This is a genomic window from Pseudomonas sp. JV414, from assembly GCF_032424305.1.
Taxonomy (GTDB): Bacteria; Pseudomonadota; Gammaproteobacteria; order Pseudomonadales; family Pseudomonadaceae; genus Aquipseudomonas; species Aquipseudomonas lini.
On the sequence record NZ_VYKC01000017.1, the window covers coordinates 1 to 20448 of the forward strand.

A 20448-nucleotide genomic window follows, 5' to 3' on the forward strand; every position below is an offset into this window, starting at 1 on the left:
TGCTTGTGTAGGATAGGTGGGAGGCTTTGAAGCGTGGACGCCAGTTCGCGTAGAGCCAACCTTGAAATACCACCCTGGCAACTTTGAGGTTCTAACTCAGGTCCGTTATCCGGATCGAGGACAGTGTATGGTGGGTAGTTTGACTGGGGCGGTCTCCTCCTAAAGAGTAACGGAGGAGTACGAAGGTGCGCTCAGACCGGTCGGAAATCGGTCGTAGAGTATAAAGGCAAAAGCGCGCTTGACTGCGAGACAGACACGTCGAGCAGGTACGAAAGTAGGTCTTAGTGATCCGGTGGTTCTGTATGGAAGGGCCATCGCTCAACGGATAAAAGGTACTCCGGGGATAACAGGCTGATACCGCCCAAGAGTTCATATCGACGGCGGTGTTTGGCACCTCGATGTCGGCTCATCACATCCTGGGGCTGAAGCCGGTCCCAAGGGTATGGCTGTTCGCCATTTAAAGTGGTACGCGAGCTGGGTTTAGAACGTCGTGAGACAGTTCGGTCCCTATCTGCCGTGGACGTTTGAGATTTGAGAGGGGCTGCTCCTAGTACGAGAGGACCGGAGTGGACGAACCTCTGGTGTTCCGGTTGTCACGCCAGTGGCATTGCCGGGTAGCTATGTTCGGAATAGATAACCGCTGAAAGCATCTAAGCGGGAAACTAGCCTCAAGATGAGATCTCACTGGGACCTTGAGTCCCCTGAAGGGCCGTCGAAGACTACGACGTTGATAGGTTGGGTGTGTAAGCGCTGTGAGGCGTTGAGCTAACCAATACTAATTGCCCGTGAGGCTTGACCATATAACACCCAAGCAATTTGCTGACCCTTCTTTATAAATAAAAAGGGACGCCAGATTGCGGTGTGTGAAGACGAAACGAACCGAAAGTTTGTGACACTCACGAAACACCAGATCTATCACATACCCATTCGCTGGAGCGTGAGCCGTAAGGCAAACGAGCTGGCTACCGAATTTCTTGACGACCATAGAGCATTGGAACCACCTGATCCCATCCCGAACTCAGCAGTGAAACGATGCATCGCCGATGGTAGTGTGGGGTTTCCCCATGTGAGAGTAGGTCATCGTCAAGATTAAATTCCGAAACCCCTATCTGCGTATGCAGGTAGGGGTTTTGTTTTGTCCGCAGGAAAATCTCGCTTGTAGGGTTTCTATGCAACAGCCCGGGGCATGGCTAGAATGCGGGCCTCATTGTGAGGCGAGACTTGCATGCTGACGTTGTTAAAGCTTCTTAAGGATGGTCGATTCCATTCGGGCCAAGCCCTGGGTGCTGCCTTGGGCGTCAGTCGTAGCGCTGTATGGAAGCAGCTTCAGCACTTGGAGGCTGAGCTCGGTTTATCCATTCATAAAGTGCGCGGTCGCGGCTATCAACTGGCTGCGCCGTTGACACTGCTTGATCCTGCGGAAATAAGCGCGCGGGCGCCTTCTTGTGAGTGGCCCATTCTAGTCTTCAATTCAATTGACTCTACCAACGCTGAAGCCTTGCGCGCTATCGAGCGTGGTCAGTCTGCGCCATTTCTGGTGCTCGCTGAGCGGCAGACGGCTGGTCGTGGACGGCGTGGACGCAAATGGGTGAGCCCGTTCGCGGAAAACATCTATTACAGTCTGGTACTGCGCATTGATGGTGGGATGCGGCAGCTGGAAGGCTTGAGTCTTGTTGTCGGGCTTGCCGTAATGCAAGCCTTGCGAGGGCTTGGCATTTCAGGTGTGGGCTTGAAGTGGCCGAATGATGTTCTGGTGGGTCAGCAAAAGATTGCGGGAATACTGCTCGAATTAGTGGGGGATCCTGCTGATGTGTGTCACGTGGTGATCGGTGTCGGAATAAATGTGAACATGCAGATGACCGATGAGGTTGATCAGCAATGGACGTCCATGCGTCTCGAGTCGGGTAAGGCTGTTGATCGCAATCATCTGGTTGCTGAGTTAGGGTTGATGCTTCAGACCTATTTAAATCGCCACCAGGCCGGCGGATTTCCGGCTATTCAGGCGGAGTGGGAGCAAAATCATCTATGGCAGGGGCGGGCGGTGTCGTTGATTGCCGGTGTGAGTCAGATAGATGGAGAGGTGCTGGGTATCGATGTTCAAGGTGCCTTGCGCTTGAAGGTGAATGGTGTGGAGAAGGTCTTTAGTGGTGGCGAGCTCAGCCTGAGGTTGCGTGATGATTCTTGAGCTCGATTGCGGAAATAGTTTCATCAAGTGGCGTGTGCTCGGCGAGGATGTTCGGCGGGTGGTTGGCGAAGGGGTCGTTGATTCGGATCTCGCCTTGCTGGAGAGCTTGAAAGGGCTCAAGGGGCTCGCTCTCAAGCATTGTCGCTTAGTCAGTGTCAGAACCGCCGAAGAAACCAGTGCATTGATTTCTCTGTTGGCCGAGGCTTTCGGCGTTTCTGTAGTGTGCGCGGCACCGGCTCGCGAGATGTCCGGGGTTCGAAATGGCTATGAGGAGTTCGAGCGGCTAGGGCTTGATCGCTGGCTTGCAATGCTCGGAGGCTTTCATCTGGCTGCGGGTGCTTGTCTGGTGCTCGACTTTGGTACGGCTGTTACCGCTGACTTTATTGCAGGGGATGGTGAGCATCTCGGAGGATTTATCTGTCCGGGGATGCCTTTGATGCGCAACCAGCTGCGTACCCATACCCGTAGAATTCGCTATGGAGATCTTGCTGCCGAGCGCGCTTTGGAGAGTCTTGTTCCTGGGCGCACAACCGTCGAGGCGGTCGAGCGAGGTTGTTTGCTGATGTTGAGAGGATTTGTCCTGACTCAGCTAGAGTTGGCGCGCAGTTATTGGGGGGATGATTTCGCAGTCTTTCTGACTGGCGGGGATGCTGATCTGGTCTCCGAGATTGTGCCCGAAGCCAGGGTGGTTCCAGACCTGGTATTTGTAGGTTTGGCGATGGCGTGTCCCTTGTCCTGAGGTTTTTATGCGTTGGTTGTTTCTGCTGCTGCTTGTTCTTAATGTGTTCTATTACATCTGGCATCAACAAGAGGCTCCTCTGCGCGCAAAGGATGTAACCCCTTTGAGTTTGTATCGGGGGGCGCAGCAGGACATTCGCTTGTTGAGTGAAACGACTGACGCGGCTCGTGATAAAGGAAAGCCTGCCCAGGCAGGCGATGGATGCCTCTATCTTGGCGGTTTTGCTCGTCAGGAAGCGGCTCAGGCGGTCGAGCGGCGATTGAGTGGCATGGAAATCAAGTTCGAGACCTTGCTGAGGGCTCCCGCCGAGTCTGATGGTTACTGGGTGCGTGTGGCACCAGAAAGCCGGCGTTTGCTGGGTGATTCGCAGTTGCAAAACCTTTCTAAAGAATTCAATGAGTTAAAACATAAAATAATGCCGTGCGAAGGGGTTGCACCCGTCGAATAGTTTGCATAGAATGGCGCCCGCTTCGCAGTGAAGACCTTTAACGGTCAGCAGTGTGAAGCGAGGTCAACGCAGCTAACCTCAGGTTTTTAATGAGAAAATGCTTGACAGAAGGCTGGCATGATATAGAATGCCGGCTCGCTTAGGAGGGGTTCCCGAGCGGCCAAAGGGATCAGACTGTAAATCTGACGTCTACGACTTCGAAGGTTCGAATCCTTCCCCCTCCACCATTTTTAGCGAGAGCTGCAAGCTCCGCGGGTATAGTTTAGTGGTAGAACCTCAGCCTTCCAAGCTGATGATGCGGGTTCGATTCCCGCTACCCGCTCCAAGTTTGCAGGTCCTGCAAAGTGTTACGCTCTTGTAGCTCAGTTGGTAGAGCACACCCTTGGTAAGGGTGAGGTCAGCGGTTCAAATCCGCTCAAGAGCTCCATATAACAAGGCAGATATGAAAATATCTGCCTTTGTTTTAATGGCTGATAGTACTTGCTTAATTCTTCTGCTAGGGGTGATTTCGATGGCTAAGGAAAAGTTCGAACGTAACAAGCCGCACGTCAACGTTGGAACCATCGGTCACGTAGACCATGGCAAGACGACTCTGACCGCCGCTTTGACCCGTGTCTGCTCCGAAGTGTTCGGTTCGGCAAAGGTTGACTTCGACAAGATCGATAGCGCCCCAGAAGAAAAAGCTCGTGGTATCACCATTAACACTGCTCACGTTGAGTACGATTCGGCTGTGCGTCACTACGCACACGTTGACTGTCCAGGTCACGCCGACTACGTAAAAAACATGATTACCGGTGCTGCGCAGATGGATGGTGCGATTCTGGTTTGCTCGGCCGCTGATGGTCCGATGCCGCAAACCCGTGAGCACATCCTGTTGTCCCGTCAGGTTGGCGTTCCGTACATTGTTGTCTTCCTGAACAAGGCTGACATGGTTGACGACGCTGAGTTGCTGGAACTGGTTGAGATGGAAGTGCGTGATCTGCTGAGCACTTACGATTTCCCAGGTGATGACACGCCGATCATCATTGGTTCGGCGCTGATGGCGCTGAATGGTCAAGACGACAACGAGATGGGTACTACCGCCGTCAAGAAGTTGGTTGAGACTCTGGATAGCTATATTCCGCAGCCTGAGCGTGCTATCGATAAGCCGTTCCTGATGCCGATCGAGGATGTGTTCTCGATCTCTGGTCGCGGTACTGTTGTGACTGGTCGTGTTGAGCGTGGCATTGTCCGCATTCAGGAAGAAGTCGAGATTGTTGGTCTTCGTGACACTGTCAAAACTACTTGCACTGGTGTTGAAATGTTCCGCAAGCTGCTCGACGAAGGTCGTGCAGGTGAGAACTGCGGCGTTCTGCTGCGTGGTACCAAGCGTGATGATGTTGAGCGTGGCCAGGTTCTGGTCAAGCCTGGCACTGTCAAGCCGCATACCAAGTTCACTGCTGAGGTTTACGTTCTGAGCAAGGAAGAGGGTGGTCGTCATACGCCATTCTTCAAGGGTTACCGTCCACAGTTCTACTTCCGTACAACTGACGTGACTGGTAACTGCGAGCTGCCAGAAGGGGTTGAAATGGTGATGCCAGGTGACAACGTTCAAATGACCGTTACCCTGATCAAAACCATCGCGATGGAAGATGGTCTGCGTTTCGCTATCCGTGAGGGCGGTCGTACCGTCGGCGCTGGTGTCGTAGCAAAAGTCATCGAGTAAGTTGTTGTAATGTCTTTTTCGGGCCGGCATAATGGTCGGCCTGATTTTGTTTTAGGTCAGTAGCTCAATTGGCAGAGCGACGGTCTCCAAAACCGTAGGTTGGGGGTTCGATTCCCTCCTGACCTGCCAGATTCACTTGGTGTGTCTGGCTTTCTTTTCACAGGATCTTCATAGATGACTCCTAAAGCTGAAGCTCAAGGCTCTCGCTTCGATCTGCTCAAGTGGCTAGTAGTAGTCGCTTTGGTGGTTGTTGGCGTTGTTGGCAATCAGTATTACTCTGCTTCGCCGATCCTGTACCGCGTACTTGCTTTGCTTGTCATTGCTGCTGTAGCTGCCTTTGTAGGCCTGCAGACAGTCAAGGGCAAGTCTTTCTTTGTACTGGTTAAGGAAGCTCGCACCGAGATTCGTAAAGTCGTATGGCCAACTCGCCAAGAAACCACGCAGACCACGCTGATTGTTGTGGCTGTTGTTCTGGTTATGGCGTTGCTGTTGTGGGGGCTTGATTCCCTGCTCGGCTGGCTTGTTTCCTTGATTGTCGGCTAAGGGTGTCCCGTGGCTAAGCGTTGGTACGTTGTGCATGCTTACTCCGGTTACGAGAAGCATGTCATGCGCTCGTTGGTAGAGCGCGTAAAGCTGGCTGGCATGGAAGATGGCTTTGGCGAAATTCTGGTTCCCACTGAAGAAGTGGTTGAAATGCGTAATGGCCAGAAACGCAAAAGCGAGCGCAAGTTCTTCCCAGGTTATGTGCTGGTCCAGATGGACATGAACGAGGGTACTTGGCACTTGGTCAAGGATACTCCTCGGGTGATGGGTTTCATCGGCGGTACTGCTGATAAGCCTGCGCCGATCACTGATAAAGAGGCAGAAGCGATTCTGCGTCGCGTTGCTGATGGTAGCGACAAGCCGAAGCCGAAGACGTTGTTCGAGCCAGGCGAGTCGGTGCGTGTCAATGATGGACCGTTTGCTGATTTTACTGGCACGGTTGAAGAAGTTAACTACGAGAAGAGCCGGATCCAAGTGGCAGTGCTCATTTTCGGTCGCTCTACTCCGGTAGAGCTAGAGTTCAGCCAGGTCGAAAAGGTCTAGCTGAGCAAGCATCCCAACCCCGCAGCCCCAGGCTGTGGGGTTTTGTCGTCACTGGGATAAACGCGCAAGTAACCGGGGAGCCTTTCGAGGCGTTCGAACCCGTAATTGGAGTGCCTCATGGCCAAGAAGATTACCGCTTACATCAAGCTGCAAGTGAAGGCCGCTCAGGCTAACCCAAGCCCACCTGTTGGTCCTGCTCTGGGTCAGCACGGCGTGAACATCATGGAATTCTGCAAGGCTTTCAACGCCCGTACTCAGGGTATTGAGCCAGGCCTGCCGACTCCAGTGATCATCACTGTCTACAGCGACCGTAGCTTCACTTTCGAAACAAAATCCACACCTGCTTCGGTTCTGCTGAAGAAGGCTGCTGGTCTGACTAGCGGTTCCGCTCGTCCGAACACCGTTAAGGTTGGCACCGTGACCCGTGCTCAGCTGGAAGAAATCGCGAAAACCAAAAACGCGGATCTGACTGCAGCTGATATGGAAGCAGCCGTGCGTACTATCGCCGGTTCTGCTCGTAGCATGGGCCTTAACGTGGAGGGTGTGTAATGGCTAAGTTGACCAAGCGTCAAAAGGCTATCGCCGGCAAAATCGAAGCAGGCAAGTCCTACAACTTTGTAGACGCTGCTGCTCTGCTGGCTGAGCTGTCGACTGTCAAGTTCAGCGAGTCGTTCGACGTTGCTGTGAACCTGGGTGTTGATCCGCGTAAATCCGACCAGGTCGTTCGTAGCGCTACCGTGCTGCCGCACGGCACTGGCAAGACTGTTCGCGTTGCTGTGTTCACCCAGGGTCCAGCTGCCGAGGCTGCTCTGGCTGCCGGCGCTGACCGTGTAGGTATGGACGACCTGGCTGCCGAAATGAAAGGCGGCGACCTGAACTATGACGTAGTTATCGCATCCCCGGATGCCATGCGCGTTGTTGGTCAGTTGGGTCAGATTCTGGGCCCACGCGGCCTGATGCCTAACCCTAAAGTCGGCACTGTAACTCCAGACGTAGCTACCGCGGTTAAAAACGCCAAAGCTGGTCAGGTTCGTTATCGCACCGACAAAAACGGCATCATCCACACCTCCGTTGGCAAAGTCGGCTTCGATGCCGTCAAGCTGAAGGAAAACGTTGAAGCCCTGATCGCTGATCTGAAGCGTATCAAGCCAGCTTCCTCGAAAGGTATTTACGTCAAGCGCGTTACCCTGAGCACCACCATGGGTCCAGGTCTGGTCATCGACCAAGGCTCGCTCGACGCGTAAGACACAGGTTGGTGCAAGCGATTGCGCCAATTGAAAGATTGGGGTCCCTGCCTGGCGGGGGCTATCCAAGACCGTAGGCGGCGCAAGTCTTAAACCACAAGCCTACGCAGATGGTGCTCCCGGTTCCTTACCGAATCAGACACCAAAACGACATCCGGCTTCGGTTGGATGAAACGGTAACAAGCAGGAGTTAAACCCGTGGCAATTAAACTCGAAGACAAGAAGGCCATCGTCGCTGAAGTCAACGAGGCTGCCAAAGTCGCTCTGTCCGCTGTCGTGGTTGATGCCCGTGGCGTAACAGTAGGCGCAATGACCGGACTCCGTAAAGAGGCTCGTGAAGCTGGCGTTTACGTACGTGTTGTACGTAACACCCTGCTCAAGCGCGCTGTTGCTGACACTGAATACAGTGTTCTCAACGACGTGTTCACCGGCCCGACCCTGATTGCATTCTCGAACGAACATCCGGGCGCTGCTGCCCGTATCTTCAAAGAGTTTGCCAAGGGTCAGGACAAGTTCGAGATCAAGGCAGCTGCGTTCGAGGGCAAGTTCCTCGCAGCTAATCAGATCGACGTACTGGCAACTCTGCCGACCCGTGACGAAGCAATTTCCCAGCTGATGAGCGTGATTCAAGGCGCTACCAGCAAATTGGCTCGTACTCTGGCGGCAATTCGCGACCAGAAAGAAGCTGCTGCAGCCTAAGGCTCGTCAACTTCTCGCGTTTTTTGTTTATTTCGATGGTCGCGTAGGCCGTCCCCCAATTCAGGAATTGAGTCATGTCTCTGACTAACGAACAAATCATCGAAGCAATCGGCCAGAAATCCGTAGTGGAAATCGTTGAGCTGATCAAATCGATGGAAGAAACCTTCGGTGTTACCGCTGCTGCTGCATCGGCTGGTCCAGCTGCTGCTGCCGCTGTTGTTGAAGAACAAACTGAATTCAACGTCATGCTGACCGAAGCTGGCGAGAAGAAAGTTAACGTGATCAAGGCAGTACGTGAACTGACCGGTCTGGGCCTGAAAGAAGCCAAGGCTGTAGTTGACGGCGCTCCTGGCATCGTTCTGGAAGCTGTTTCGAAAGACGCAGCTGACAAAGCAAAAGCCACTCTGGAAGAAGCAGGCGCTAAAGTCGAGCTGAAGTAAGCATCGACTTTGCACCTCCAGCCCGAGCGTTAAGCGAAAGGCTGATGGCTGGTGGCTCTTGCCACCGGCCTTTTTCCGTTATTGGCAGCCGACTGGGTCGGTGCTGGTAACGAGCTGTAACCACCCGATGCGGTGGCGCAAACCATGGGGTTTGCACGATTTTCTGGCTGCTCCCGTCGGGAGGGGCCAAACAAGCAGGTGACCAAGCTGGGGAACGCTGATGGCTTACTCATATACTGAGAAAAAACGTATCCGCAAGGACTTTAGCAAGTTGCCGGACGTCATGGATGTGCCGTACCTCCTGGCCATCCAGCTGGATTCGTATCGTGAATTCTTGCAAGCGGGAGCGACTAAAGATCAGTTCCGCGACGTGGGCCTGCATGCGGCCTTCAAATCCGTTTTCCCGATCATCAGCTACTCCGGCAATGCTGCGCTGGAGTACGTCGGTTATCGCTTGGGCGAACCGGCATTTGATGTCAAAGAATGCGTATTGCGCGGTGTAACTTACGCCGTACCTTTGCGGGTAAAAGTGCGCCTGATCATTTTCGACAAAGAATCGTCGAACAAAGCGATCAAGGACATCAAAGAGCAAGAAGTCTACATGGGTGAAATCCCCCTGATGACTGAAAACGGTACCTTCGTAATCAACGGTACCGAGCGTGTAATCGTTTCCCAGCTGCACCGTTCCCCGGGCGTGTTCTTCGACCACGACCGTGGCAAGACGCACAGCTCCGGCAAACTGCTGTACTCCGCGCGCATCATTCCTTACCGCGGTTCGTGGCTGGACTTCGAGTTCGACCCGAAAGACTGCGTGTTCGTGCGTATCGACCGTCGTCGCAAGCTGCCTGCATCGGTACTGCTGCGCGCGCTGGGCTATACCACTGAAGAAGTGCTGGACGCGTTCTACACCACCAACGTCTTCCACGTGCAAGGTGAAAACCTCAGCCTGGAACTGGTGCCTCAGCGCCTGCGTGGTGAAATTGCTGTCCTGGATATCCTGGATGACAAAGGCAAGGTTATTGTCGAGCAAGGTCGTCGTATCACCGCTCGCCACATCAACCAGCTGGAAAAAGCAGGGATCAAAGAGCTGCAAGTGCCTCTGGACTACGTCCTGGGTCGCACTACCGCCAAGGTCATCGTGCATCCGGCAACCGGCGAAATCCTGGCGGAGTGCAACACCGAGCTGAACACCGAAATCCTGGCCAAAATCGCCAAGTCTCAGGTTGTTCGTATCGAAACTCTGTACACCAACGATATCGACTGCGGTCCGTTCGTCTCCGACACTCTGAAGATCGACTCCACCAGCAACCAATTGGAAGCGCTGGTCGAGATCTATCGCATGATGCGTCCTGGCGAGCCGCCAACCAAAGACGCTGCCGAAACTCTGTTCAACAACCTGTTCTTCAGCCCTGAGCGCTATGACCTGTCTGCGGTCGGCCGGATGAAGTTCAACCGTCGTATCGGTCGTACCGAGATCGAAGGTTCGGGCGTGTTGTGCAAAGAAGACATCGTCGCGGTACTGAAGACTCTGGTCGACATCCGTAACGGTAAAGGCATCGTCGATGACATCGACCACCTGGGTAACCGTCGTGTTCGCTGCGTAGGCGAAATGGCCGAGAACCAGTTCCGCGTTGGCCTGGTACGTGTTGAGCGTGCGGTCAAAGAGCGTCTGTCGATGGCTGAAAGCGAAGGCCTGATGCCGCAAGACCTGATCAACGCCAAGCCAGTGGCTGCGGCGGTGAAAGAGTTCTTCGGTTCCAGCCAGCTTTCCCAGTTCATGGACCAGAACAACCCGCTGTCCGAGATCACCCACAAGCGTCGTGTTTCTGCACTCGGCCCTGGCGGTTTGACTCGTGAGCGTGCTGGCTTTGAAGTGCGTGACGTACACCCGACTCACTACGGTCGTGTATGCCCGATTGAAACGCCGGAAGGTCCGAACATCGGTCTGATCAACTCCCTGGCTGCCTATGCGCGCACCAACCAGTACGGCTTCCTCGAGAGCCCGTACCGTGTGGTGAAAGACGCTCTGGTCACCGACGAGATCGTGTTCCTGTCCGCCATCGAAGAAGCTGATCACGTGATCGCTCAGGCTTCGGCCACGATGAACGACAAGAAAGTCCTGATCGACGAGCTGGTAGCTGTTCGTCACTTGAACGAGTTCACCGTCAAGGCGCCGGAAGACGTCACCTTGATGGACGTATCGCCGAAGCAGGTAGTTTCGGTTGCAGCGTCGCTGATCCCGTTCCTCGAGCACGACGACGCCAACCGTGCGTTGATGGGTTCGAACATGCAGCGTCAAGCTGTACCAACCCTGCGCGCTGACAAGCCGCTGGTCGGTACCGGCATGGAGCGTAACGTAGCCCGTGACTCCGGCGTTTGCGTCGTGGCTCGTCGTGGCGGCGTGATCGATTCCGTTGATGCCAGCCGTATTGTGGTTCGTGTTGCTGATGATGAAGTTGAAACCGGTGAAGCTGGTGTCGACATCTACAACCTGACCAAGTACACCCGCTCCAACCAGAACACCTGCATCAACCAGCGTCCGCTGGTGAGCAAGGGTGATCGGGTTCAGCGCAGCGACATCATGGCCGACGGTCCGTCCACCGATATGGGTGAATTGGCTCTGGGTCAGAACATGCGCATCGCGTTCATGGCATGGAACGGCTTCAACTTCGAAGACTCCATCTGCCTGTCCGAGCGTGTTGTTCAGGAAGACCGTTTCACCACGATCCACATTCAGGAACTGACCTGTGTGGCGCGTGACACCAAGCTTGGGCCAGAGGAAATCACTGCAGACATCCCGAACGTGGGTGAAGCTGCACTGAACAAACTGGACGAAGCCGGTATCGTTTACGTAGGTGCTGAAGTTGGCGCAGGCGACATCCTGGTTGGTAAGGTCACTCCGAAAGGCGAGACCCAACTGACTCCGGAAGAAAAACTGCTGCGTGCCATCTTCGGTGAAAAAGCCAGCGACGTTAAAGACACCTCCCTGCGTGTGCCTACCGGCACCAAGGGTACCGTCATCGACGTACAGGTCTTCACCCGCGACGGCGTTGAGCGTGATGCTCGTGCACTGTCGATCGAGAAGACTCAACTCGACGAGATCCGCAAGGATCTGAACGAAGAGTTCCGTATCGTTGAAGGCGCCACTTTCGAACGTCTGCGTTCCGCTCTGGTCGGCCACAAAGCCGAAGGCGGCGCCGGTCTGAAGAAAGGTCAGGAAATCACCGACGAAGTTCTCGACGGTCTTGAGCATGGTCAGTGGTTCAAACTGCGCATGGCTGAAGATGCTCTGAACGAGCAACTCGAGAAGGCTCAGGCCTACATCGTTGATCGCCGCCGTCTGCTGGACGACAAGTTCGAAGACAAGAAGCGCAAACTGCAGCAGGGCGATGACCTGGCTCCAGGCGTGCTGAAAATCGTCAAGGTTTACCTGGCAATCCGTCGTCGCATCCAGCCGGGCGACAAGATGGCCGGTCGTCACGGTAACAAAGGTGTGGTCTCCGTGATCATGCCGGTTGAAGACATGCCGCACGATGCCAATGGCACCCCGGTCGACGTCGTCCTCAACCCGTTGGGCGTACCTTCGCGTATGAACGTTGGTCAGATCCTTGAAACCCACCTGGGCCTCGCGGCCAAAGGTCTGGGCGAGAAGATCAACCGGATGGTCGAAGAGCAGCGTAAAGTTGCCGAACTTCGCACCTTCCTGGACGAGATCTACAACCAGATCGGCGGTCGTAACGAAGATCTGGATAGCTTCTCCGACCAGGAAATCCTGGATCTGGCGAAGAACCTGCGCGGCGGCGTACCAATGGCCACTCCAGTGTTCGACGGCGCCAAGGAAAGCGAAATCAAGGCCATGCTGAAACTGGCAGACCTGCCAGAAAGCGGCCAGATGCAGCTGACCGACGGCCGTACCGGCAACAAGTTCGAGCGCCCGGTTACTGTTGGCTACATGTACATGCTGAAGCTGAACCACTTGGTAGACGACAAGATGCACGCTCGTTCTACCGGTTCGTACAGCCTGGTTACCCAGCAGCCGCTGGGTGGTAAGGCACAGTTCGGTGGTCAGCGTTTCGGGGAGATGGAGGTCTGGGCACTGGAAGCATACGGTGCTGCTTACACTCTGCAAGAAATGCTCACAGTGAAGTCGGACGATGTGAACGGTCGGACCAAGATGTACAAAAACATCGTGGACGGCGATCACCGTATGGAGCCGGGCATGCCCGAGTCCTTCAACGTGTTGATCAAAGAAATTCGTTCCCTCGGCATCGATATCGATCTGGAAACCGAATAACACGTGACGCGAATCGAGAGCGGGGCAGGATTGCCCGCTCTCTGCTCCGCCAGGAGGAAAGGCCTTGAAAGACCTACTGAATTTGCTGAAAAACCAGGGTCAAGTCGAAGAGTTCGACGCCATCCGTATTGGATTGGCATCGCCTGAGATGATCCGTTCGTGGTCGTTCGGTGAAGTTAAAAAGCCGGAAACCATCAACTACCGTACGTTCAAACCTGAGCGTGACGGCCTGTTCTGCGCCAAGATCTTTGGCCCGGTAAAGGATTACGAGTGCCTGTGCGGTAAGTACAAGCGCTTGAAGCACCGTGGTGTGATCTGCGAGAAGTGCGGCGTTGAAGTCGCGCTGGCAAAAGTTCGTCGTGAGCGCATGGCGCACATCGAACTGGCCTCGCCAGTTGCCCACATCTGGTTCCTGAAATCGCTGCCGTCCCGTATCGGCTTGCTGATGGACATGACCCTGCGTGATATCGAACGCGTTCTCTACTTCGAGAGCTATGTCGTTATCGATCCAGGCATGACCACCCTTGAAAAAGGTCAGCTGCTCAACGACGAGCAGTACTTCGAAGCGCTGGAAGAGTTCGGCGACGATTTCGATGCCCGCATGGGTGCCGAAGCTGTCCGTGAACTGCTGCACGCTATCGACCTGGAGCACGAGATTGGCCGCCTGCGTGAAGAAATTCCGCAAACCAACTCCGAAACCAAGATCAAGAAGCTGTCCAAGCGTCTGAAGTTGATGGAAGCCTTCCAGGGTTCCGGCAACCTGCCAGAGTGGATGGTGCTGACCGTTCTGCCGGTTCTGCCGCCAGATCTGCGTCCACTGGTCCCGCTGGATGGCGGTCGCTTCGCGACTTCCGACCTCAACGATCTGTATCGTCGAGTGATCAACCGTAACAACCGCTTGAAGCGTCTGCTCGATCTGTCCGCTCCGGACATCATCGTGCGCAACGAAAAGCGTATGTTGCAGGAAGCTGTCGACGCACTGCTCGACAACGGTCGTCGTGGCCGCGCTATCACCGGTTCCAACAAGCGTCCTCTGAAATCCCTGGCTGACATGATCAAGGGTAAGCAGGGTCGTTTCCGTCAGAACTTGCTCGGTAAGCGTGTTGACTACTCCGGTCGTTCGGTAATTACCGTTGGCCCGACCCTGCGTCTGCACCAGTGCGGTCTGCCGAAGAAGATGGCTCTCGAGCTGTTCAAGCCGTTCATTTTCGGCAAGCTGGAAATGCGTGGTCTTGCTACCACCATCAAAGCTGCCAAGAAGATGGTCGAGCGCGAGCTGCCAGAGGTTTGGGACGTTCTCGCTGAAGTGATTCGCGAACACCCGGTTCTCCTCAACCGTGCACCGACCCTTCACCGTCTGGGTATCCAGGCGTTTGAACCGGTACTGATCGAAGGTAAGGCTATCCAGCTGCACCCTCTGGTCTGTGCTGCGTACAACGCCGACTTCGACGGCGACCAAATGGCCGTGCACGTACCGCTGACACTGGAAGCCCAGTTGGAAGCGCGTGCGTTGATGATGTCGACCAACAACATTCTGTCGCCAGCCAACGGTGAGCCAATCATCGTTCCGTCGCAGGACGTTGTATTGGGCCTGTACTACATGACTCGTGAAGCGATCAACGCCAAGGGCGAAGGTCGTGTGTTCGCGGATCTGCAGGAAGTTGACCGTGTGTTCCGTGCCGGCGAAGCCGCACTGCACGCCAAGGTCAAAGTGCGGATCAACGAAACCGTCAACGATCGTGATGGTGGCAGCGTCAAGAACACCCGTATTGTCGACACCACTGTCGGCCGTGCGCTGTTGTTCCAGGTTGTTCCACCTGGACTGTCGTACGACGTCGTCAACCAGCCGATGAAGAAAAAGGCGATCTCCAAGCTGATCAACCAGTGCTACCGCGTGGTTGGTTTGAAAGAGACCGTGATCTTCGCTGACCAGTTGATGTACACCGGTTTTGCTTATTCGACCATCTCCGGCGTTTCCATCGGTGTTAACGACTTCGTTATCCCGGATGAAAAAGCCCGCATCATCGGTGCAGCCACCGACGAAGTGAAAGAGATCGAAAGTCAGTACGCCTCCGGCCTGGTAACCCAGGGCGAGAAGTACAACAAAGTAATCGACCTTTGGTCCAAGGCGAACGACGAAGTTTCCAAGGCGATGATGGCCAACCTCTCGAAAGAGAAAGTCATCGACCGTCATGGCGTCGAAGTCGACCAAGAGTCTTTCAACTCGATGTACATGATGGCCGACTCGGGCGCACGGGGTTCTGCTGCGCAGATCCGTCAGCTCGCCGGTATGCGTGGCCTGATGGCCAAGCCGGACGGTTCCATCATCGAAACGCCGATTACCGCGAACTTCCGTGAAGGTTTGAGCGTACTTCAGTACTTCATCTCCACTCACGGTGCTCGTAAAGGTTTGGCGGATACCGCGTTGAAAACTGCGAACTCCGGTTACCTGACTCGTCGTCTGGTAGACGTGGCGCAGGATCTGGTTGTGACCGAGATCGATTGCGGCACCGAACATGGCCTGGTAATGACTCCGCACATTGAAGGCGGTGACGTTGTTGAGCCGTTGGGTGAGCGCGTATTGGGTCGTGTCATTGCCCGTGACGTATTCAAGCCGGGTACCGAGGAAATCATCGTTCCTGCCGGCACGCTGGTAGACGAGAAGTGGGTCGAGTTCATCGAGCTGAACAGCATCGACGAAGTGATCGTGCGTTCGCCGATCAGCTGCGAAACCCGCTACGGCATTTGCGCCAAGTGCTACGGCCGTGACTTGGCTCGTGGTCACCAGGTGAACATCGGTGAAGCGGTCGGCGTTATCGCTGCCCAGTCCATCGGTGAGCCGGGTACCCAGCTGACCATGCGTACGTTCCACATCGGTGGTGCGGCAAGCCGGACCTCCGCAGCCGACAGCGTTCAGGTGAAGAATGGCGGCACCGTCCGTCTGCATAACCTGAAGCACGTTGAGCGAGTGGATGGTTGCCTGGTTGCTGTGTCCCGTTCCGGTGAGCTGGCGATCGCTGATGACTTCGGTCGTGAGCGCGAGCGTTACAAGCTGCCGTACGGTGCTGTGATTTCGGTTAAAGAAGGTGACAAGGTCGACGCTGGCGCAATCGTGGCCAAGTGGGATCCGCACACTCACCCAATCGTTACCGAAATGAAAGGTACCGTGACCTACGTGGGCATGGAAGAAGGCATCACGATCAAGCGTCAGACTGACGAATTGACCGGTATGACCAACATTGAAGTACTCGACGCCAAAGACCGTCCAGCTGCCGGTAAAGATATCCGTCCTGCTGTGAAGATGGTTGATGACAACGGCAAGGATCTCTTGTTGCCGGGTACAGACGTAATTGCTCAGTACTTCCTGCCTGCTAACGCCCTGGTCGGTGTAGCGGACGGTGCGAAAATCGCGATCGGTGATGTTATCGCTCGTATTCCGCAAGAGACTTCGAAGACTCGTGACATCACCGGTGGTCTGCCGCGTGTTGCCGACTTGTTCGAAGCCCGTCGTCCGAAAGAAGCCTCGATTCTGGCTGAAGTCAGCGGCACCATCGCGTTCGGTAAAGAGACCAAAGGCAAGCGCCGTCTGGTTATCACCCCGAACGACGGTAGCGATCCGTACGAAGAGCTGATTCCGAAGTGGCGTCACCTGAACGTCTTCGAAGGCGAACAGGTAAACCGCGGCGAAGTTATCTCCGACGGTCCGAGCGATCCACACGACATCCTGCGTCTGCTGGGTGTGAGTGCGCTGGCCAAGTACATCGTGAACGAGATCCAGGACGTTTACCGTCTGCAAGGCGTGAAGATCAACGATAAGCACATCGAGACCATCCTGCGTCAGATGCTGCGTAAAGTTGAAATCGCTGAATCCGGCGATTCCAGTTTCATCAAGGGCGACCAGATGGAATTGACTCACGTTCTGGTAGAGAACGAGCGTCTGGCTGGCGACGAGAAATTCGTTTCCAAGTTCACTCGCGTACTGCTGGGTATCACCAAGGCGTCGTTGTCCACCGAATCGTTCATCTCGGCGGCTTCCTTCCAGGAAACCACTCGCGTGCTGACCGAAGCGGCGGTAACCGGCAAGCGCGATTACCTGCGCGGCCTGAAAGAAAACGTAGTCGTGGGTCGTTTGATCCCGGCGGGTACCGGTCTGGCTTATCACAGCGAGCGCAAGCGCCGCCGTGAAGCTGACAAACCGTTGCGCGTAAGCGCCAGTGAAGTGGAAGCTGCACTGACCGAAGCACTGAACTCGAGCGGTAACTGAGTTCTGCGGTAAATGAGCGTAAGGCCCTGGCCGTTCCGTTCATCGAATCGAGACAATTTGTCGAGGTTGGATGAGCGGAGAGGTCGGGGCCTTTCCTTGACTGGGGGCAAGATCCTCTTTAGACTCTTGTACCCCTAAATTTGGCGGGAATTCGTTCCTGCCATTTTGCTTTTCTTGCAAGACAATAGCGTCGCAAGACAACAGTGGAGCTAGTAGATGGCAACTATCAACCAGCTGGTACGTCAGCCGCGTAAGCGTATCGTCGAGAAATCCGACGTGCCTGCGCTGCAGAACTGCCCGCAACGTCGTGGCGTATGCACCCGTGTGTATACCACCACGCCGAAAAAACCTAACTCGGCACTGCGTAAAGTATGCCGTGTGCGTCTGACCAACGGTTTCGAGGTTTCCTCGTACATCGGCGGTGAAGGCCACAACCTGCAAGAGCACAGCGTGGTACTGATCCGCGGCGGTCGTGTAAAAGACTTGCCAGGTGTTCGTTACCACACCGTACGCGGTTCTTTGGATACTTCCGGCGTTAAAGGTCGTAACCAGGGTCGTTCGAAGTACGGTACCAAGAAGCCTAAGTAGTAGTGGCTTTTTGTAAAAACTGATTTTCTATTTTTCTGAGTCGATAAGAGTAAGGTCGGAGGCGTCCCGAAAGGGCACCGATTCCGAGCGAACCTGAAGACCGTTTGAGGGCTTATCCATGCCAAGAAGACGCGTAGCAGCCAAGCGCGAAGTGCTTGACGATCCAAAATACGGCAGCCAGATCCTGGCCAAGTTCATGAACCACGTAATGGAAAGCGGCAAGAAAGCCGTTGCCGAGCGTATCGTTTATGGCGCGCTGGAAAAGGTTAAAGAACGCAAGAACAGCGATCCCCTGGAAATCTTCGAGAAAGCTCTCGACGCCATCGCTCCGCTGGTCGAAGTAAAGTCGCGCCGTGTAGGCGGTGCTACTTACCAGGTTCCGGTCGAAGTTCGTCCGTCCCGTCGTAACGCTCTGGCAATGCGCTGGTTGGTAGACTTCGCCCGTAAGCGCGGCGAGAAGTCTATGGCTCTGCGTTTGGCTGGCGAACTGTTGGACGCTGCCGAAGGCAAAGGTGCTGCAGTTAAGAAGCGTGAAGACGTGCACCGTATGGCTGAAGCCAACAAGGCTTTCTCGCACTACCGCTTCTAATTTTAGCGTCACTAATTTTGCGAGGGCTTTATGGCTCGTACTACACCGATTAACCGCTACCGTAACATTGGTATCGTTGCTCACGTGGATGCTGGTAAAACCACCACCACCGAGCGCGTCCTTTTTTACACTGGCAAAAGTCACAAAATGGGCGAGGTGCATGACGGCGCCGCGACCACAGACTGGATGGTGCAGGAGCAGGAGCGTGGTATTACCATTACTTCTGCTGCTATTACCGCCTTCTGGCAGGGTTCCGAGAAGCAGCACAAGGACCAGTACCGCTTCAACGTCATCGACACCCCGGGCCACGTTGACTTCACTATTGAAGTTGAGCGTTCCCTGCGTGTTCTCGACGGCGCGGTCGTTGTGTTCTGCGGCACCTCGGGTGTTGAGCCTCAGTCGGAAACCGTATGGCGTCAAGCCAACAAATACGGCGTTCCACGTCTTGTTTACGTAAACAAGATGGACCGTGCTGGTGCCAACTTCCTGCGCGTGATCGGTCAGATCAAGCAGCGTCTGGGTCACACTCCGGTGCCAATCCAGTTGGCCATCGGTTCCGAAGACAACTTCCAGGGTCAGATCGATCTGATGGCCATGGAAGCTGTTTACTGGAATGACTCTGACAAAGGCATGGTTCCAGTTCGCAAGCCTATCCCTGCTGAACTGCAGGAACTGGCTGACGAGTGGCGCGGCAATATGGTTGAGGCTGCGGCCGAAGCCAGCGAAGAGCTGATGAACAAGTACCTCGAAGGTGAAGAACTCACCAACGCGGAAATCAAGGCCGCTCTGCGTCAGCGTACTATCGCTGGTGAGATCGTTCTGGCTGTTTGCGGTTCTTCCTTCAAGAACAAGGGTGTTCCCCTGGTTCTCGACGCCGTTATCGACTACCTGCCTGCTCCTACCGACATTCCTGCCATCAAGGGTACTGACCCGGATGACGAGACCAAGGAAATGGAGCGTCACGCAGACGACAGCGAGCCGTTCTCGGCTCTGGCGTTCAAGATCGCTACCGACCCATTCGTGGGTACCTTGACCTTCGTTCGAGTTTACTCGGGCGTGTTGGCCTCCGGCGACGGCGTGATCAACTCGGTTAAAGGCAAGAAAGAGCGCGTGGGTCGTATGGTGCAAATGCACGCAAACGCCCGTGAAGAAATCAAGGAAGTGCGCGCTGGTGACATCGCGGCCTTGATCGGCATGAAGGACGTCACCACTGGTGAAACTTTGTGCAACGCTGACAAGCCAATCATCCTGGTTCGCATGGACTTCCCGGAGCCGGTTATTTCGGTTGCCGTAGAGCCTAAGACCAAGGACGACCAGGAAAAAATGGGTATCGCTCTGGGCAAGCTTGCTCAGGAAGACCCGTCTTTCCGCGTCAAGACTGATGAAGAGACTGGTCAAACGATCATCTCCGGCATGGGCGAGTTGCACCTGGACATCCTGGTTGACCGGATGCGCCGTGAGTTCAACGTCGAAGCCAACATCGGTAAGCCTCAGGTTTCCTATCGTGAGCGCATCACGAAGAACTGTGAAATCGAAGGTAAGTTCGTTCGTCAATCCGGCGGTCGTGGCCAGTTTGGTCACTGCTGGATTCGTTTTGCGCCGGCTGATGAAGGTCAGGAAGGTCTGCAATTCGTGAACGAAGTAGTGGGTGGTGTGGTTCCTAAGGAATACATCCCGGCTATCCAGAAGGGTATCGAAGAGCAGATGAAGAACGGCGTTGTTGCCGGCTATCCGCTGATCGGCCTGAAGGCTACCGTGTTTGATGGTTCCTACCACGACGTCGACTCCAACGAGATGGCGTTTAAAGTGGCTGCTTCCATGGCAACCAAGCAACTGGCCCAGAAGGGCGGTGGTGAGTTGCTTGAGCCGATCATGGCGGTAGAGGTTGTTACGCCTGAAGACTATATGGGTGACGTGATGGGCGACCTTAACCGTCGTCGCGGCATGATCCTGGGTATGGAAGACACGGTCTCCGGCAAGGTGATTCGCGCCGAAGTTCCGCTGGGTGAGATGTTCGGTTATGCGACCGACGTCCGTTCCATGTCCCAAGGTCGCGCAAGCTACTCTATGGAATTCAAAAAATACAATACAGCTCCGTCGCATATCGTCGAAACTGTTACCAAAAAACAAGGCTGATTCAGCCCCTTTAGGCTAGGAGTTAATTGTC

Annotated in this window: 15 protein-coding genes, 4 tRNA genes and 2 rRNA genes; all 21 read left to right on the top strand. The window is 54.9% G+C overall.

Annotated elements, in window-relative coordinates:
• Positions 1–800: ribosomal RNA gene (locus F6R97_RS17700) — 23S ribosomal RNA — on the top strand; the annotation flags it as partial.
• A gap of 173 nt (positions 801–973) precedes the next feature.
• Positions 974–1089 (top strand): 5S ribosomal RNA (rrf, locus tag F6R97_RS17705).
• Positions 1090–1225: 136 nt separating this feature from the next.
• A complete protein-coding gene (gene birA / locus F6R97_RS17710; protein ID WP_038981294.1) occupies positions 1226–2185 on the top strand; it encodes a bifunctional biotin--[acetyl-CoA-carboxylase] ligase/biotin operon repressor BirA in 960 nt (319 codons plus the stop codon).
• The gene (locus F6R97_RS17715; protein ID WP_038981295.1) at positions 2175–2924 is read left to right on the top strand and encodes a pantothenate kinase; all 750 of its coding nucleotides are present in this window, start codon (positions 2175–2177) and stop codon (positions 2922–2924) included. The genes birA and F6R97_RS17715 overlap by 11 nt, the downstream gene beginning before the upstream one ends.
• 7 nt (positions 2925–2931) lie before the next feature.
• Positions 2932–3372 (top strand): hypothetical protein, encoded by a 441-nt coding sequence (locus F6R97_RS17720; protein ID WP_038981296.1) that lies wholly within the window; start codon positions 2932–2934, stop codon positions 3370–3372.
• A gap of 142 nt (positions 3373–3514) precedes the next feature.
• Positions 3515–3599 (top strand) — tRNA-Tyr (locus F6R97_RS17725).
• 24 nt (positions 3600–3623) lie between these two features.
• Positions 3624–3697 (top strand) — tRNA-Gly (locus F6R97_RS17730).
• 26 nt (positions 3698–3723) lie between these two features.
• Positions 3724–3799 (top strand) — tRNA-Thr (locus tag F6R97_RS17735).
• Positions 3800–3883: 84 nt separating this feature from the next.
• Positions 3884–5077: an elongation factor Tu gene (tuf, locus tag F6R97_RS17740; protein WP_007896619.1), complete on the top strand. Its 1194-nt coding sequence runs from the start codon at positions 3884–3886 to the stop codon at positions 5075–5077.
• 53 nt (positions 5078–5130) lie between these two features.
• A tRNA-Trp gene (locus tag F6R97_RS17745) sits at positions 5131–5206 on the top strand.
• A gap of 45 nt (positions 5207–5251) precedes the next feature.
• Complete coding sequence (gene secE / locus F6R97_RS17750) at positions 5252–5620, top strand: preprotein translocase subunit SecE (RefSeq protein ID WP_007896620.1); 369 nt, start codon at positions 5252–5254, stop codon at positions 5618–5620.
• 9 nt (positions 5621–5629) lie between these two features.
• Positions 5630–6163: a transcription termination/antitermination protein NusG gene (gene nusG / locus F6R97_RS17755; RefSeq protein WP_007896622.1), complete on the top strand. Its 534-nt coding sequence runs from the start codon at positions 5630–5632 to the stop codon at positions 6161–6163.
• 117 nt (positions 6164–6280) lie between these two features.
• Positions 6281–6712 carry a 50S ribosomal protein L11 gene (gene rplK, locus F6R97_RS17760; protein WP_008008888.1) on the top strand — a complete coding sequence of 144 codons (432 nt, stop codon included), beginning with the start codon at positions 6281–6283 and terminating at the stop codon, positions 6710–6712.
• Entirely contained in the window at positions 6712–7407 is a 696-nt protein-coding gene (gene rplA, locus F6R97_RS17765; protein WP_007896626.1) for a 50S ribosomal protein L1, read from the top strand. Before rplK ends, rplA begins: the two co-directional genes overlap by 1 nt.
• A 198-nt stretch (positions 7408–7605) precedes the next feature.
• On the top strand, positions 7606–8106 hold the full coding sequence (rplJ, locus tag F6R97_RS17770; RefSeq protein ID WP_038981297.1) for a 50S ribosomal protein L10: 501 nt from the start codon (positions 7606–7608) through the stop codon (positions 8104–8106).
• A gap of 74 nt (positions 8107–8180) precedes the next feature.
• Positions 8181–8546, top strand: coding sequence for a 50S ribosomal protein L7/L12 (gene rplL / locus F6R97_RS17775; RefSeq protein WP_038981298.1), 366 nt, complete (start codon positions 8181–8183; stop codon positions 8544–8546).
• Between the two features lie 220 nt (positions 8547–8766).
• A complete protein-coding gene (gene rpoB, locus F6R97_RS17780) occupies positions 8767–12840 on the top strand; it encodes a DNA-directed RNA polymerase subunit beta (RefSeq protein WP_038981299.1) in 4074 nt (1357 codons plus the stop codon).
• Between the two features lie 64 nt (positions 12841–12904).
• Complete coding sequence (gene rpoC, locus F6R97_RS17785) at positions 12905–17104, top strand: DNA-directed RNA polymerase subunit beta' (RefSeq protein ID WP_038981300.1); 4200 nt, start codon at positions 12905–12907, stop codon at positions 17102–17104.
• A gap of 216 nt (positions 17105–17320) precedes the next feature.
• On the top strand, positions 17321–17692 hold the full coding sequence (rpsL, locus tag F6R97_RS17790; protein WP_002555494.1) for a 30S ribosomal protein S12: 372 nt from the start codon (positions 17321–17323) through the stop codon (positions 17690–17692).
• Between the two features lie 118 nt (positions 17693–17810).
• Positions 17811–18281 (top strand): 30S ribosomal protein S7, encoded by a 471-nt coding sequence (gene rpsG / locus F6R97_RS17795; protein ID WP_002555493.1) that lies wholly within the window; start codon positions 17811–17813, stop codon positions 18279–18281.
• 30 nt (positions 18282–18311) lie between these two features.
• Positions 18312–20417, top strand: a complete 2106-nt coding sequence (fusA, locus tag F6R97_RS17800; RefSeq protein WP_038981309.1) for an elongation factor G — start codon at positions 18312–18314, stop codon at positions 20415–20417.
• The last annotated feature ends 31 nt before the right edge of the window (positions 20418–20448 follow it).

Bases quoted from the DNA above. Each gene is read 5' to 3' on its own strand.
- tuf (WP_007896619.1), top strand. From the start codon at position 3,884: ATGGCTAAGGAAAAGTTCGAACGTAACAAGCCGCACGTCAACGTTGGA.
- rpsL (WP_002555494.1), top strand. From the start codon at position 17,321: ATGGCAACTATCAACCAGCTGGTACGTCAGCCGCGTAAGCGTATCGTC.
- secE (WP_007896620.1), top strand. From the start codon at position 5,252: ATGACTCCTAAAGCTGAAGCTCAAGGCTCTCGCTTCGATCTGCTCAAG.
- fusA (WP_038981309.1), top strand. From the start codon at position 18,312: ATGGCTCGTACTACACCGATTAACCGCTACCGTAACATTGGTATCGTT.
- birA (WP_038981294.1), top strand. From the start codon at position 1,226: ATGCTGACGTTGTTAAAGCTTCTTAAGGATGGTCGATTCCATTCGGGC.
- F6R97_RS17720 (WP_038981296.1), top strand. From the start codon at position 2,932: ATGCGTTGGTTGTTTCTGCTGCTGCTTGTTCTTAATGTGTTCTATTAC.
- rplK (WP_008008888.1), top strand. From the start codon at position 6,281: ATGGCCAAGAAGATTACCGCTTACATCAAGCTGCAAGTGAAGGCCGCT.
- rpsG (WP_002555493.1), top strand. From the start codon at position 17,811: ATGCCAAGAAGACGCGTAGCAGCCAAGCGCGAAGTGCTTGACGATCCA.
- F6R97_RS17715 (WP_038981295.1), top strand. From the start codon at position 2,175: ATGATTCTTGAGCTCGATTGCGGAAATAGTTTCATCAAGTGGCGTGTG.
- rplL (WP_038981298.1), top strand. From the start codon at position 8,181: ATGTCTCTGACTAACGAACAAATCATCGAAGCAATCGGCCAGAAATCC.
- rpoB (WP_038981299.1), top strand. From the start codon at position 8,767: ATGGCTTACTCATATACTGAGAAAAAACGTATCCGCAAGGACTTTAGC.
- rplA (WP_007896626.1), top strand. From the start codon at position 6,712: ATGGCTAAGTTGACCAAGCGTCAAAAGGCTATCGCCGGCAAAATCGAA.